General features: G+C 67.8%; 13 protein-coding genes. 3 read left to right on the top strand and 10 right to left on the bottom strand.

Features of this window, described 5'->3' with window-relative positions:
- Positions 1-67: 67 nt before the first annotated feature.
- The 6 genes from ftsH to AC1RJ5_RS14785 all read right to left on the bottom strand — a co-directional run bounded on the left by ftsH (position 68) and on the right by AC1RJ5_RS14785 (position 8,150).
- Complete coding sequence (ftsH, locus tag AC1RJ5_RS14810; RefSeq protein WP_184163653.1) at positions 68-2,029, bottom strand: ATP-dependent zinc metalloprotease FtsH; 1,962 nt, start codon at positions 2,027-2,029, stop codon at positions 68-70.
- Between the two features lie 67 nt (positions 2,030-2,096).
- A complete protein-coding gene (gene tilS, locus AC1RJ5_RS14805) occupies positions 2,097-3,098 on the bottom strand; it encodes a tRNA lysidine(34) synthetase TilS (protein ID WP_493114003.1) in 1,002 nt (333 codons plus the stop codon).
- The gene (locus tag AC1RJ5_RS14800; RefSeq protein ID WP_493114001.1) at positions 3,076-4,047 is read right to left on the bottom strand and encodes a tetratricopeptide repeat protein; all 972 of its coding nucleotides are present in this window, start codon (positions 4,045-4,047) and stop codon (positions 3,076-3,078) included. The genes tilS and AC1RJ5_RS14800 overlap by 23 nt, the downstream gene beginning before the upstream one ends.
- Positions 4,048-4,138: 91 nt before the next feature.
- A complete protein-coding gene (locus AC1RJ5_RS14795) occupies positions 4,139-5,071 on the bottom strand; it encodes a helix-turn-helix domain-containing protein (protein ID WP_269573227.1) in 933 nt (310 codons plus the stop codon).
- A 109-nt stretch (positions 5,072-5,180) separates the two neighbouring features.
- On the bottom strand, positions 5,181-7,460 hold the full coding sequence (ptsP, locus tag AC1RJ5_RS14790; protein ID WP_269573228.1) for a phosphoenolpyruvate--protein phosphotransferase: 2,280 nt from the start codon (positions 7,458-7,460) through the stop codon (positions 5,181-5,183).
- A 75-nt stretch (positions 7,461-7,535) separates the two neighbouring features.
- Positions 7,536-8,150 carry a hypothetical protein gene (locus AC1RJ5_RS14785; RefSeq protein WP_342248707.1) on the bottom strand — a complete coding sequence of 205 codons (615 nt, stop codon included), beginning with the start codon at positions 8,148-8,150 and terminating at the stop codon, positions 7,536-7,538.
- Positions 8,151-8,340: 190 nt separating this feature from the next.
- Here AC1RJ5_RS14785 and AC1RJ5_RS14780 point away from each other — a divergent pair, with 190 nt between their 5' ends.
- Both AC1RJ5_RS14780 and AC1RJ5_RS14775 read left to right on the top strand, forming a co-directional pair.
- On the top strand, positions 8,341-8,697 hold the full coding sequence (locus AC1RJ5_RS14780) for a PadR family transcriptional regulator (RefSeq protein ID WP_342248708.1): 357 nt from the start codon (positions 8,341-8,343) through the stop codon (positions 8,695-8,697).
- Positions 8,697-9,653 carry a hypothetical protein gene (locus AC1RJ5_RS14775; protein WP_493113998.1) on the top strand — a complete coding sequence of 319 codons (957 nt, stop codon included), beginning with the start codon at positions 8,697-8,699 and terminating at the stop codon, positions 9,651-9,653. Before AC1RJ5_RS14780 ends, AC1RJ5_RS14775 begins: the two co-directional genes overlap by 1 nt.
- A 19-nt stretch (positions 9,654-9,672) precedes the next feature.
- Here AC1RJ5_RS14775 and AC1RJ5_RS14770 read toward each other — a convergent pair whose 3' ends face one another.
- The 3 genes from AC1RJ5_RS14770 to AC1RJ5_RS14760 form a co-directional block, all read right to left on the bottom strand.
- Positions 9,673-10,704 carry an NAD(P)H-dependent flavin oxidoreductase gene (locus tag AC1RJ5_RS14770; RefSeq protein ID WP_493113996.1) on the bottom strand — a complete coding sequence of 344 codons (1,032 nt, stop codon included), beginning with the start codon at positions 10,702-10,704 and terminating at the stop codon, positions 9,673-9,675.
- Between the two features lie 44 nt (positions 10,705-10,748).
- A complete protein-coding gene (locus AC1RJ5_RS14765) occupies positions 10,749-11,465 on the bottom strand; it encodes a hypothetical protein (protein WP_493113994.1) in 717 nt (238 codons plus the stop codon).
- 163 nt (positions 11,466-11,628) lie between these two features.
- The gene (locus tag AC1RJ5_RS14760; protein WP_269573233.1) at positions 11,629-12,909 is read right to left on the bottom strand and encodes an aspartate kinase; all 1,281 of its coding nucleotides are present in this window, start codon (positions 12,907-12,909) and stop codon (positions 11,629-11,631) included.
- An 84-nt stretch (positions 12,910-12,993) separates the two neighbouring features.
- Here AC1RJ5_RS14760 and ubiG point away from each other — a divergent pair, with 84 nt between their 5' ends.
- Positions 12,994-13,725, top strand: coding sequence for a bifunctional 2-polyprenyl-6-hydroxyphenol methylase/3-demethylubiquinol 3-O-methyltransferase UbiG (gene ubiG / locus AC1RJ5_RS14755; RefSeq protein ID WP_493113991.1), 732 nt, complete (start codon positions 12,994-12,996; stop codon positions 13,723-13,725).
- Positions 13,726-13,775: 50 nt separating this feature from the next.
- Here the strand turns inward: ubiG and AC1RJ5_RS14750 are convergent, their stop codons facing one another.
- Positions 13,776-14,342, bottom strand: coding sequence for a carbohydrate binding domain-containing protein (locus AC1RJ5_RS14750; protein WP_269573235.1), 567 nt, complete (start codon positions 14,340-14,342; stop codon positions 13,776-13,778).
- Between the last annotated feature and the right edge of the window lie 72 nt (positions 14,343-14,414).

Raw genomic sequence — 14,414 nt, 5'->3', positions numbered from 1 at the left:
AAGCCCTCCCCAGCAAGGTTGCCGGGAAGGGCTAATTCACATCCGTGTCGGCGGCGTTTCCGCCGGATCAGGCGCCTTGCGGCGTCGGCTGGCCGAACGGACCCTTGGGCTTGCGGATCTTCGGGATCGAGGTGCCTGCGACCGCGGTCGGCCGAGCGCTGGCGCCCGGATCCTCGCGGCCGAGATCCTCGCCGGCGATCAGCCGCTTGATCTCCTCGCCGGTCAGCGTCTCGTACTCGAGCAGCGCCTGGGCGATGGTATGGAGCTGGTCGATATGGTCGCTCAGCAGCTGGCGGGCACGGCCGAGGCCGCGCTCGACGAACGCCTTCACTTCGCTGTCGATCAGCCGCGCGGTCTCGTCCGACATCGGCTTGGAGCGCGCCATCGAATAGCCGTACGCCTCGTCACTCTCGGAGAAGTCGAGCGGGCCGACATTGTCCGACAGGCCCCATTTGGTGACCATCGCGCGGGCGAGGCGCGTCGCCTGCATGATGTCGTTCGAGGCACCCGACGACACCTTGTCATAGCCGAAGATCAGCTCTTCGGCGACGCGGCCGCCGAACGCCACGGCGATATCGGCGTGCATCTTGTCGCGGTGATAGGAGTAGCTGTCACGCTCCGGCAGCGGCTGGACCATGCCGAGGGCAAAGCCGCGCGGGATGATCGTCGCCTTGTGGATCGGATCGGCGGTCGGCTCGTGCGCGAAAACCAGGGCGTGGCCGGCTTCGTGATAGGCGGTCATCCGCTTCTCGTCGTCGGTCATCACCATCGAGCGGCGCTCGGCGCCCATCAGCACCTTGTCGCGCGCGTCGTCGAACTCCTGCGCCGCGACCAGCCGCTTGCCGCGACGCGCCGCGAGCAGGGCCGCTTCGTTGACCAGGTTGGCGAGATCGGCACCCGAGAAGCCCGGCGTGCCGCGCGCGATGACGCGCGGATCGACGTCGGGCGCCAGCGGCACCTTCTTCATATGGACCTGGAGGATCTTCACACGGCCTTCGATGTCCGGACGGGGCACCTGGACCTGACGGTCGAACCGGCCCGGACGGAGCAGCGCGGGATCGAGCACGTCGGGGCGGTTGGTCGCCGCGACGATGATGATGCCCTCATTCGCCTCGAAGCCGTCCATCTCGACGAGCAGCTGGTTGAGCGTCTGCTCGCGCTCGTCATTCTGGTTGCCGAGGCCGGCGCCGCGCGAACGGCCAACGGCGTCGATTTCGTCGATGAAGACGATGCAGGGCGCAGACTTCTTGGCCTGCTCGAACATGTCGCGCACGCGGCTCGCGCCGACGCCGACGAACATCTCGACGAAGTCCGAGCCCGAGATGGTGAAGAAGGGCACGCCCGCCTCACCCGCGATGGCACGGGCGAGCAAAGTCTTGCCGGTACCCGGCGAGCCGACCAGCAGCGCGCCCTTGGGGATCTTGCCGCCGAGACGGGCGAACTTGGTCGGGTCCTTGAGGAACTCGACTATCTCCTGCAGCTCCTCGCGCGCCTCGTCGATGCCCGCCACGTCGTCGAAGGTAACCTTGCCTTCCTTCTGGGTGAGCAGGCGCGCGCGCGACTTGCCGAAGCCCATCGCACCCGAGCCGGAGCCCTTCTGCATCTGGCGGATCACGAAAAAGGCGATGCCGAGCATGAGCAGGAACGGCAGCGACTGGTAGAGCAGGTAGATCCAGATATTCGGCCCTTCCTCAGGGCGCGCCGAGACCTGGACGTTCTTGGCGAGCAGCGTCTCGATCATCTTGGGATCGTCGGGCGCGTTGGTGCGGAACTTGCCGCCGCCCGTGAGCTCGCCGCTGACAAGCCCGGTGGTGCGCGAGACGTTGACCGACTTCACCTCGCCATTGTTCACCTTGGCGATGAACTGCGAATAAGGGATCGCGTCGCCAGTGGCCGGCGCGCTGCGATTGTCGAAGAAGGTCACGAACAGGGCGAGGCCCGCCAGGATGCCCACCCAGATCAACAGGCTCTTCATCCAGGGGTTGCCCCCATTCTCGGGACCCTGCGGCTGCTTGTCGTTGTCGCTCATGCGGAATCGGTACCTTTCACGCCCCAAGATAGGCATGGCCAAGTTAATGGCAATGGAACAGCGTCGATCAGTGTGATCGACGGGGTGGTGCCAGCTCGAAACGCCAGATAGCGGCTTTGGTTCGCCCGATCACTTCCGCAAGAGTACCGGTGCCCCCCGAATCGAGCGCGGCGAGCAGCGGCTCGAGGCCGGTCTCGCGCCATTCGGGACTGAGGCCATGCGCTTCGCGGACGGTGGCGACGGCGCGTTCGGCGAGGCGGCGGCGAAGTTCGCGGGGCAGCCCGGCGGGATCGAGCGCGACCTTGCCGCCGGCGACCACCGCCCGCGCCTGCCATTCGCGATCAGCGATCCAGGCAAGCGCATCCTCGGCGTCGCGCAGGTTGCGCGCCGCGGCGGCGAGGCGATCGGCGGGCAGGTCCCCGGCCTCGGCAAGCAGCGCGCGGATGCGGGCGCGGTCGAAACGGGGATCCTGGTTGGAGGGGTCGCGGACCGGAGCGATGCCGGCGCCCTCGACCAGCGCCTCCAGCTCGGCACGCGTCCATCCGAGCAGCGGGCGGATAAGCTGGATGGGACCGAGCGGCCGTGCGGCCGCCATCGCCGCCAGCCCCCCTGCCCCGGCCCCGCGGCGCGCGCGCATCAGGAAAGTCTCGGCGACATCGTCCTGCTGGTGCGCAGTGGCGACCCAGGCGGCGCGGCCCATCGCCCAGTCGGCGAGCAGCGCGTAGCGCAGCGCCCGTGCGCCCTGCTGGAGATTGCCCGCGGCGGGTACGGTTCCGGCGAGCGTCTCGTGCGGCACGTCGAGCTGGTTGCACAGGCGGCGGACCAGCGCCGCCTCCTCCACCGCCTCGGGACGCAGGCCGTGATCGACGGTGGCGGCGATCACCGCACCGGGAAAGGCCGCATGGGCGAGGAGAAGCAGCGCGAGACTGTCCGGCCCGCCCGAGACGGCGAGCGCCAGGACATTGTCGGGGGAAGGCGCGGCGCCGGTGAGCGCCACACAGTCCCGGCGGAAACGCTCGACCTGGTCGCGGTCGAGCGTCAGCCGGTCACTTGCACTTCTGGCTTGCACGGCCCTCGGCCACGCCGGCCTTCATCTCGGTCGACAGCTTGTCGCCGTAAAGCTGGTCGAGCTCGGTATAGACCTTGCAGACTTCGCTGGCGGGCTTCTTCAGCTTGATGAGCGCCTGGGCGAGATAATAGAGGCTGTCGGGCGCCCGCTCGCCCTTGGGGTTCTTCTTGTAGTTCTCGTAGAAGGCGACCGCCGCGAGGCTGGGCGCGCCACTATCGAGATAGGCGCGGCCAAGCAGGTTCTGCGAATAGCTGGCGCGGCGATGCGTCGGGTATTTGGTCGCGACGGTCTCGAGCTCGCGGCGCGCTTCCGGATAGAGCTTGGCCTGCCACAGGCGGAAGCCATAGGTGTAGCCGTCCTCGGCCGGATCACCGGTGGCGGGCTTCTCGATCGCGGCGACCTGCTGCGCGCGCGTGCCGGTCGGCTTGGGCGTGGCAGGCGTGGTGCCGGCAGACGGCGCCGGGATGCTCGGGCGCGTGCCGATCGGGGCGGGCGGACGGATCGCGGCGCCGGCAGTGTCGGCGGGCACGGTAGTGTCCTCGCCGCCCAGCGCGGCAGTGGCGGTCGAGCGATCCTCAAGCGCCTTGAGGCGATTGTCGGCGAGCCGCTTATAGGCGGCAAAGGCGTCCTCGAGCTGGCGCAGGCGATACTGGCCCTGCTCGACCTGGCCGGTGAGCGTGCGCTGCTGCTCCTCGAGCGCGGTCACGCGCTGGGTGAGGTCGCTGAGCGGCGAGCTGGAGGGCATGCCCGGCACGGTGGTGCTGGTCTCGGGCGTGATCTGGGGCTCGACCGTCTGGCCGGCGCCGCCCGGGAAGACCTTGCGCTGCACGGCGCGCATCTCGCGCTCAAGCCGGTCGACACGACCAGAGATGGCGGAATCCTGGGCCTGGGCAGTGCCGGCGGCACCGAAGACTACGGCCATTGCCGTTGCAGCGAGAAGAAAACGCATCGATCACACCCCCCGGTGCAGGTCAAACAAGGTGAACGGAAATTCGCTATAACCGCCAGAAGGCACTTCCCGCCAGTCCCGGGGGAAATCCTTATGGCGTGCTGTTGCCAGCGCTCGTCGCAGCCGGCTCGACCGGTGCCGGGGTCGGCGTGCTCACCGAGAGGCGCGCAGCCGGGCGTTCGCGACGCGCAGCGGCCGGGGCAGCAGCGGTGGGCGACGATCCGGCGATCGGCCCGGCACCCGGCTGGTTGCGGTTGCGCAGCGCGTCGGCGCTCACCTCGACATCCACCGTCGTGCCGGCGCGGCCGAGCGGATCGATGTTCGAGCCGTTGAGCGTGACCTGGATCTTCTCCGGCCCGCCGGTGCGGATGCGCGGATGATCGGCATCGGCCGGCACGTCATAGCGCTCGCCCGGTGCAAGCTCCTTCTCGACCAGCTTCTGGCCCTTGGCGTCGGTGACACGGATCCAGACCGTGTCGAGCGCGACCAGCGAGACCTGGCCGCCATTCGGCACCACCGGCGTCGCGGCATTGGCCACCACGCCATTGTCGGCGGTGTTGGCCACCGGCTCCTCGGTGGTCAGCGTCTCGGGCGCCGGCGCGCTTCCGCGGAACAGATCGGTGCCGTAATAGACGATGGCGCCGGCGATCAGCACCAGCGCGAGGATGACGCCGAAGATCGCCAGGCCGCGCGGCGGGACGCGCGCGGGATCGCTGGTTTCATAGGCGGGCACTGGCGCGGCGCGCTCGGGATTGCGGTGCAGCTCGGTGCGCAGCTCGCGAGCGATCACCACTTCATCGGCACCGACCGCGCGGGCATAGGCCTTGGCGAAACCCAGCGCATAGGTGATCGAGGGAAGCCCGGCGTAATTGCCCTTCTCGATCGCTTCGAGATGCCGCTGGGGAATTCGGGTACGCGCCGCTACTTCGGGAAGATCGAGCCCCTGCGCTTCACGCGCGGCACGAAGCTTCTCGCCCACCGTGGTGGGGAACAGGGTCGGGTCTTCGGCGGCTTCGCCTTCCATCCATACTCTCCGTAGCGGAAGGGTTGCGCCCGGAGCTCCCGCCACGGCTGAAGCTGTCGTTCACCAAGCCGCCCCTGTCAACGCCGACAGGGGGTATTTTACCGGCAGATCAAGCCAGTTCGACGGAATGTTCGCTTGCCCAGGCTTCGAGCTGATCGCGCAGCGAACGCCCCGGTTCGGCCAGCATCGCGCCCATCGCATCGATCAGCGCGGCGCGATCGAGCGAGCGGACCATCGCCTTGATCGGCCCGACCGCCGCCGGGGTGATCGACAGGCGATCGATGCCGAGCCCGAGCAGCGCCAGTGCCTCCAGCGGACGCCCACCCATCTCGCCGCACACGCCCACCGGCACTCCCGCCACCGCGCACTGATCGGCGACACGCTTGAGGAAACGCAGGATCGACGGGCTGAGCCAGTCATAACGCAGCGCCAGCTTGGGATGCGCGCGATCGGCGGCGAACAGGAACTGGGTGAGGTCGTTGGTGCCGATCGACAGGAAATCGAGCTTGGGCAGCAGCAGGTCGAGCACTTCCGCCAGGGCGGGTACTTCGAGCATCGCGCCGTAGCGGATCTCGGTCGGCATCTTGCGGCCGCGCGCGGCAAGCCAGGCGCGCTGCGCCTCGAACAGCTCGCGCGCCTCGTCGAACTCCCAGGGTTCGGAGACCATCGGGAACATGATGTTGAGCGGGCGGCCGGCACCCGCCTCGATCAGCGCGCGCGCCTGCGCCTTCATCAGGCCATCGCGATCGAGCGCGAGACGCAGCGCCCGCCAGCCCATCGCGGGGTTCTCTTCCTCGCCGTCCTCGTCGTGATTGAGATAGGGCAGCGCCTTGTCGCCGCCGATATCGACGGTGCGGAAAGTGACGGGGCGGTCGCCCGCCGCGTCGAGCACATCCTTGTAGAGCCGGCGCTGCATCTCGCGCTGGGGCAAGGTGGCCGAGACGAGGAACTGGAATTCGGTGCGGAACAGGCCGATGCCGTCGGCACCGGTCAGGTCCAGCGCGGCCATGTCGTCGCGCAGACCCGCGTTGATCATCACCGCGACCCGGTGGCCATCGGCCGTGACCGGCGCCACGTTCCGCATCTGGGCAAAGGCGGCGCGGCGCTTCTGGCTGAGCTCGAGCTTCGCCTCGAACGCCTCCAGCATCGCCTGGGTCGGGCGGACGAACAGGCTCTCCTCGGCGGTGTCGAGGAGCATCATGTCGCCTTCGGCGATCAGCTGACGGATGTTGCGGACGCGACCGAGCACCGGCACGCCCATGGCGCGGGCGACGATGGTGACATGCGCGGTGAGCGAGCCTTCCTCGAGCACCACGCCCTTGAGACGACGGCGATCATATTCGAGCAGCTCGGCAGGACCCAGATTCTTGGCGATCAGGATCGAATCCTGGCGCAGGCCCATCTGCGCGGCAGTGCCGAGCTGGCCCGAGACGATGCGGAGCAGCCGGTTCGCCAGGTCCTCCAGATCGTGCATGCGATCCCGAAGAAGGGGATCGTCGATCTCGCGCATGCGCTGGCGGGTGCGCTGCTGGACGCGCTCGATCGCCGCCTCCGCGGTCAGGCCGGAATCGATCGCCTCGTTGATCCGGCGCGACCAGCCTTCATCGTACGCGAACATCTTGTAGGTCGCGAGAATCTCGTCCTGCTCGCCGCCGACGCCGAACTCGGCCTGGCTGGCCATCCGGTCGATCTGCTCGCGCATCTTGTCGAACGCGGCATAGACGCGGTGACGCTCCGCCTCGGTATCCTCGGCGACGGTATGCTCGATGGTGATGCGCGGCTGATGGAAGACCGCGACACCGGCGGCCATGCCATCGACCAGCTTGAAGCCGTGGCCGAGCTCGGGCGCGGTCGACTGGAGCCGGGTGGAGCCACCGGCGCTCGCCGGATCGATCAGATCGGCATTGGCGATCAACTCCGAGAGCACCATCGCCACCGTCTGCAGCGCCTCGATCTCCTCGCTCGCATAGCGCCGCGATTCGGCATGCTGGACGGCGAGCACGCCGACCGAGCGCTCGCGCCGGATGATCGGCACGCCGGCGAAGCTGTGGAACGCCTCTTCCCCCGTCTCCGGGCGATAGGCGAAGGCCGGATGCATCTCGGCCTCGTCAAGGTTCAGCGTCTCGACATTCTGGGCGATCGTGCCGACCAGGCCCTCGCCGAGCGCGAGCTTGGTGACGTGCACGGCTTCCTGCGCCAGGCCGCGGGTTGCGAACAGCTCGAGCAACCCTTCGCGCAGCAGGTAGATCGAACAGACTTCGCTCGACAGCGCCTCGCCGATGATGTTGACGACCGAATTAAGCTTCGATTGCGCCGGGTTGCGCGACGCCATCACGTCGTGGAGGCGCGTCAGGATTTCGCGGGCCGAGGCGGCGGCGGAAACGGGCATGAACAAGGCGCTAACAGATTGTGTTCGCCCGCGCCATGCGCCGACGAACACAAACCGTTACGGCTGCGAAGGTTTTTAGCGCTGGAGGCTGGCCAGGCGGCTGCCCCAGGCGCGATCGGCAATCCGCCAGGCGTCATAGTCGCGGTAGAAATCGGTGAACGGCGCCTCGAGCCGTGGCAGCGCTTCGGCCGCGAAGGCCGCGAACGCCTCGGGCCGCACCTGCCCCACTTCGGCCAGCACGTCGCGCGCGACGCGGCAGAAGCCGGTCTGGGCGGGCGGCTGGGCGAAGAAATTGTAGACGCGGGTCATGTCGCGATCATGACGCGAATCCCAGCCCGCCCCGTAGCGTGCCCGATATTGCGCCTTCACCGCCGTATCGGCCGCGGCCAGCGAGGCCCGGTGGCGGCCGAGCATCGCGTTATAGGCCGCGACCGTCTCGCGTTCCGCTTCGTCCCGACAGCCGAGCGCCGCCACATTGAGAGCGGCGCGGACATGCCAGGCAGTCTGCTCGCGCGAGATATGGTGATTGACGGTGTCGTACCGGCCATCGGCAGCGATGGCCGGGATCAGCTGGTTGAACGTCGCCCCAGCCGGCGGCAGCGGCCGCGAATCCCCCCGATATTGCGCCTGCGCCGGAACTGCGCACGCGATTCCAACAAGCGCCGCAGCACCCCAGATTACCTTCTTCATGTGTGAAACCCCCCGGTCTCTATCCCCGCTGTCAGCTTCTCGCGACGCGCTGAATCCGTCCTGAAGAATCTTTGTGAATCAGCTGGTTACCGCTTCGATTCGTCGCATATTCCAATCACTTGCGTAACGATCGGACGGACCCCTTGTCGCGATATATACTGTGTGCTACATAGTATGTGTCATACACGATATGAGGCACAGGACGATGCCGGTCGAGGAAGACCTGTTCGAGAAACTGCGCGTCGAGCTGCGGCGCGGATCGCTGGTGCTGGCGGTACTCGGGGCGCTGCGCGAGGAACGCTATGGCTACACGCTGCGCACCAGCCTGGAGGAAGCGGGGCTGCCGATCGACGAAGGCGCGCTCTATCCGCTGCTCCGCCGGCTGGAGACCCAGGGGCTGCTGACCAGCGAATGGCGCGAGGAAGGCAAGCGCAACAAGCGCTTCTATCGGCTGAACGCCGACGGCCTGCACGTGCTTGGCCAGCTGCTCGCCGAATGGAACGCGATATCGGAATCGATCCTCCGCCTTACCGAGGGAGACAAGTGATGGACCTCATCGAACGCTATCTCGGCGCCGTGCGCTGGAACCTGCCCGCCGCCAAGGCCGACGACATCATCGCCGAGCTGGCCGACCTGATCACCGCCCGCGTCGAGGATCGCGAGGAAATGCTCGGCCGACCGCTCGACAAGAGCGAGGTGAGCCAGGTGCTGCGCGAGTTCGGGCATCCGCTGGCGGTGGCCGGGCAATATGGCGATCAGCGTGCGCTGATCGGGGCGGAAGTGTTCCCCTTCTACTGGTTCGTGCTCAAGGTGGTGCTGGCGATCGTCGCGGTGATCGAGCTGGTGCAGATCGGAGGCGGGCTGGTGGTGACCGGCGATTTCGCCCGCGCCCTGGCGCATGGATCGGGCGCGCTGGTCCATGCGCTGCTCTACAATGCCGCGCTGGTGACGCTTGCCTTCGCGGTGATCGAGCGGCTCGGCTGGCTCGATGCCTATCTCGCCAAGTGGAAGCCCGAGGAGCTGCCCGACCTGGGCAAGCTGCGCCTCGACCTGCCGCCGAAGAAGCGCTGGGAGCCGCTGTTCGAGATCGGCTTCGGCATCGCCTTCCTGGTGTGGTGGGCGGGTGGCTTCACCGTGCCGCTCGCACCACATGACGCCGATGTACGGATCACCGGCGCTGCGGTGTGGCAGGGGCTCTACTGGCCGGTGGTGGCGCTGGTCTGGGCGCGGATCGCGCTGAGCCTGATCGGCTTCCTGCGCCCCCACTGGAAGCCGATGCGCGCCGCGCTGATCCTCGGCTGCACCGCGGGCACGCTGTGGATCGCCAAGATCCTGCACGAAGCCGGGCAGATCGTCACCGTCGTCGGCACCGACACGGTGAAGGCCGCGCGGATCCAGGAGAGCCTCGACAAGAGCCTGGAGATCGCAGTGATCGTGATCGCCGCAGTGACGGCGTTCCAGTGCGCGAAGGAACTCTACCAGCTGTACCGGGAGCGCCGCTGAGGCGCTCCCTATGCAGGGATCAAGCCGCGCGTTTCTCCAGCGCGTGCGCCGCCTCTGCCATTAGCGTGGCGATGATCTCGGCGACCGGCTCTTCCCTGGTCACCATGCCGACCGACTGGCCCGCCATCACGCTGCCATGTTCGACATCGCCGTCGATCACTGCGCGGCGGAGCGCGCCGGCCCAGTAATGCTCGATCTGAAGCTGGGCTTCCATCATCTCGATCTTGCCCTCGTCGAGCGACTGGGCAACTTCGCGCTGCTTGGCGGTGAACAGCTCGCCACCCGCGTTCTTGAGCGCGCGAACCGGAATGACGGGAAGCCGGGGATCGATCTGGACGCTGGCGACGGCATCGCGGGCCGAGGCGCGGATGAACGCCTTCTTGAAGTTCGGATGCGCGATGCTCTCGGTCGCCGCGGCGAAGCGGGTGCCGAGCTGGACGCCGGCCGCGCCCATGTCGAGATAGCCGGCGATCGCCTCGCCCCGGCCGATGCCGCCGGCGACGAAGACGGGCACCTGCTCGGAGACTTCGGGAAGGATTTCCTGCGCGAGCACGCTGGTCGAGACAGGGCCGATATGGCCGCCGGCTTCCATGCCCTCGACCACCAGCGCGTCGACGCCCGACCGGATCAGCTTCTTGGCGAGGCTGAGCGCCGGGGCGAAGCAGATCAGCTTGGCGCCGTTCGCCTTGATCGCGTCGAGCGAGCCCGCGGGCGGCAGGCCGCCGGCGAGGACGACATGGCCGACCTCATGCTTCTTGCAGACCTCGATCAGATCGAAGAGCTGCGGGTGCATGGTGATCAGGTTGACGCCGAAGGGCTTCGAGGTGAGCCCCTTGGTCCCGGCGATCTCCGCGTCGAGCAGCTCGGGCGTCATCGCGCCGCAGGCGATCACGCCGAAGCCGCCGGCGTTGGAGATGGCGGCGACGAGGTTGCGCTCGGACACCCAGGACATGGCGCCCGAGATGATCGCGGTTTCGCTGCCCAGGAATTCGCGGCCGCGGGCCATGCGGCGGGCCAGGCGCTCGGCGCCGACGGAAGATGCATTGGTCATCGCCCTCGCCTAGCCTCGGCAGGGGGCTCCCGGCAAGAGATCGCTCAGGGTTGGCGCGTCACGCGGCGATAGTCGATGCGGATCATCACCCATTCGCCGACCATCAGCTTGTCGTTCACCCGCGGCGGACGGACCAGGAACTGGAAGGCGGCCTGGCGGACCGATCCGGCGAAGCCGGTGCCACGCGTCTCGTCGAGCTCGTAGCAATCCTCGACCCGGTTGCGCGCCACGGTGCGGCAGGCGACGAGGCCGAAGCCGGGGAAGCGGGCGCGGTTCTCGTTGATATAGGGCGAGAGCTCGGCATCGCGCGGCTCGCGCACCCATTCGGCGACATAAAGCGTCTCGCCATGCCGGCCCTTGCGGCCCGCCACCGGCGTGTCGTTGGCACCGCCGCCGCCGCCCGCATCGGCGGTGGCGCCGTCCGGGGCGTCGGCGGGCGCACGCGAAGGCACCTTGGCGATGTCGCCCTGCTGGTAATCGTTGCGGCTGAGCTTGAGGAAGGTCGGCGGGCCGATGGGGACAGGGCTCTCGACCGGAGTCGGCACCGGGGGCGGCGGCTGGGTCCGGGACTGCGCCTGCTGCTTCGGCGCGGCCTTTTTTTGCTGCTTCTCAGCAGGCTTCTTGTCGGGGCTCTCCTCGCCCTTCGACGCCTCGATCCCGAAGGTATTGAGGCTGTTGCCCTGCTTGCGGCCCGGCAAGGGCGGCACGAAGAACAGCAGGAGCGCCATCAGCAGCAGCTCGATGACGAGCGCGATGAGCAAGGCAGCGCCGCGCCTGCGGAGCAGTCCCGAATCAGCAAAGAGACGGGAAGGCCACCGCATCACGAACTTCCCCCAACCACGCCCGCACGGCGGCACCGCGACCGAAACATGGCAGCATCCAGCCGCATGTTACGGTTCGTTGCAGCCGACGGTCAGGAAGCGATCACGCGGCCTCGTCGGTCGCGTCGAGCCCATAGGCGGTGTGGAGGATGCGCACCGCCAGTTCGGTCTCGTCCTCGTTGATCAGGACCGAGACCTTGATCTCCGAGGTGGTGATCGCCTGGATGTTGATCCCACGCTCGCCGAGCGTCTTGAACATCGTCGCCGCCACGCCCGCATGGCTGCGCATGCCGACGCCGACCACCGAGATCTTGGCGACGCGCGTATCCTGGAGCAGATCCGCGAAGCCGATCGAGCCCTTGGCCTGGTTCAGCGTCTCGATCGAGCGGGCAAGGTCCGCCGCCGGCACGGTGAAGGTCACGTCGGTCGCGCTCGCCGAACCCGCGCTCTGGTGCGCGATGTTCTGGATGATCATGTCGACGTTGATATTGGCCTCGGCCAGCGGGTTGAAGATCGTCGCCACCGCGCCGGGCTTGTCCGGCACCGCGGTGAGGGTGATCTTCGCTTCGTTCTTGTCGTGCGCGATGCCGGTGATGAGCTGGCTTTCCACGTCCTGAATCTCCTCTTCGCCCACGATCATCGTACCGGGCAGCGTGTCCGCCATCGGGGCATCGTCGCCGGTGAACGACGACAGCACCTGAACGCGGACCTGTTCCTTCATCGCCAGACCCACCGAGCGCGTCTGGAGCACCTTGGCCCCGACGCTGGCGAGCTCCAGCATCTCCTCATACGTCACCTTCTTGAGCTTGCGGGCCCGGGGGACGATGCGCGGATCGGTGGTGTAGACACCGTCCACGTCAGTATAAATGTCGCAGCGGTCGGCCTTGACCGCCGCCGCCACCGCCACCGCCGAGGTGTCCGAGCCGCCGCGGCCGAGCGTGGTGACGCGATTGCTGCCGTCATTGGTGACGCCCTGGAAGCCCGGGATCACCGCGACTTCGCCGCGCGACCAGCCTTCTTCCAGCCCGGCCGAATCGATCGACTGGATACGTGCCTTGGCGTGCGCCGCGTCGGTATGGATCGCGACCTGCGAACCCAGCCAGGAACGCGCCGGCACGCCAAGTGCCTGGAGCGCGACCGCAAGCAGGCCCGAAGTGATCTGCTCGCCGCTCGACACCACCACGTCATATTCGCGCGGATCGTAGAGCGAGCTCGCCTCGCGGCAGAAATTGACCAGCCGGTCGGTCTCGCCGGCCATCGCCGAGACGACGACCGCGACCTGGTTGCCGGCTTCCCATTCGCGTTTGACTCGCGCCGCGACGCTCCGGATGCGCTCGATGCCTGCCATCGAGGTGCCGCCGAACTTCATCACGATACGCGCCATGGAATGAGCCTGTCTGCTTTGCGGGCCTTTGGTCCCCGCCTGCACGGGGATGACGATAATGGGGCGCCCTGATAGGAGCGGCTCATGGGAAGCGCAACCAAAGCTACGATTGACCCGCGTGAAGCTGAGCATTTCGGCAAGCTCGCCGCGGACTGGTGGAATCCGAAGGGTAGCTCCGCGATGCTCCACCGGCTGAACCCGGCCCGGCTCGGCTATATCCGCCAGGCGATCGACCTGCACTGGGGCGGCGACTCGGCGGGCTTTGCGCCGCTTGCGGGCAAGACCGCGATCGATGTCGGCTGCGGCGCCGGGCTGCTGGTCGAGCCGCTTGCAAGGCTGGGCGCCCGGATGACCGGGATCGACGCCGCGCCCGAGAATATCGGCGCAGCCCGCGCCCATGCCGCCGCGACGGGCCTCGACATCGAATATATCGCCGGCGGGATCGAGAATTTGCCGGGCCGGACCTTCGACCTGGTCACGTCGATGGAAGTGATCGAGCACGTCACGGATCCGGCGGCATTTGTCGGCGCGCTGGCGGGTGCGCTCGCCGAGGGCGGCCTGATGGTGCTTTCCACGCCGAACCGCACGCTGGCTTCGCGCATCGCGATGATCACGCTGGCCGAAGGTACCGGCGCGATCCCCGAGGGCACGCACGACTGGAGCAAGTTCCTGCGCCCCGAGGAACTGGAAGAGCTGCTGGTCGCCGCCGGGCTGAAGGTGAGCGACCGCACCGGCCTGGGCTTCTCGCCGGCGCGCGGCTTCGTGACCGGCACCGGCGAGGCGCTGAACTATCTGGTTACGGTGGTACGGGCCTGACGAATGCGGCTCCCCGGCGAAAGCCCGTGGAGCTATTCAGACTGTAAACGTCAGGGCTTCTGCCCGTAGTTGAGTACCGCCAGCGCGCCGATATCGAGCGTCTGCTTCGCCGTGTTGATGTGGAGCGCGGCGGCGAGTTCGCCCTTGGCATAGTCGCGATCGGCATGGCCGGCGGCGGTGTAGAGCTTCCACTCGGGGCCGACCGTCACCGGATTGCCGAACACCCTGGTGTAGGGCGCCGAGGCGAGCTGGATCTGGACGTTGGCGATGGTTGCGGTGGTCGCGCCCTCGGCCGGCTTCTCGACCCGGGCGTAGAAGGCGATCACGACCTTGTCGCCCTTCTTCACACCGAGCTGGAGCGGCGAGTTGACGCCGATGCTCCACGGATTGCCGCCCCCCGGCGTATCGACCCGGATCGCCTTGCCGAACTGGACCTTCGCGTCCTTGATCGGGGTCGGCTTGGCCCCGCCCGGCAGGCCATAGACCTGGAAACTGTCGGGATTGGCATTGTTGAGCACTTCGGGCTCCGCCGCCGCCGTCTGCGCGGCGAGCGGGGCGAATGCGAGCCCCGCCGGGATTGCGAGTGCCATGGCGGCGAGCGCCAGTCGCTTGGTCATCAGTTCCTCCCCTCGTTATTTTGCGGGGAGGCTATGCCTGTGTCCGGTTTGTTTCAACGAAAATGTTAGCGG

The sequence above is a fragment of the Sphingomonas sp. GW822-FHT03G08 genome (genome assembly GCF_058801135.1).
The sequence above is the reverse complement of the archived record's forward strand: the minus strand, read 5'-3'. Positions and strand labels throughout refer to the sequence as shown.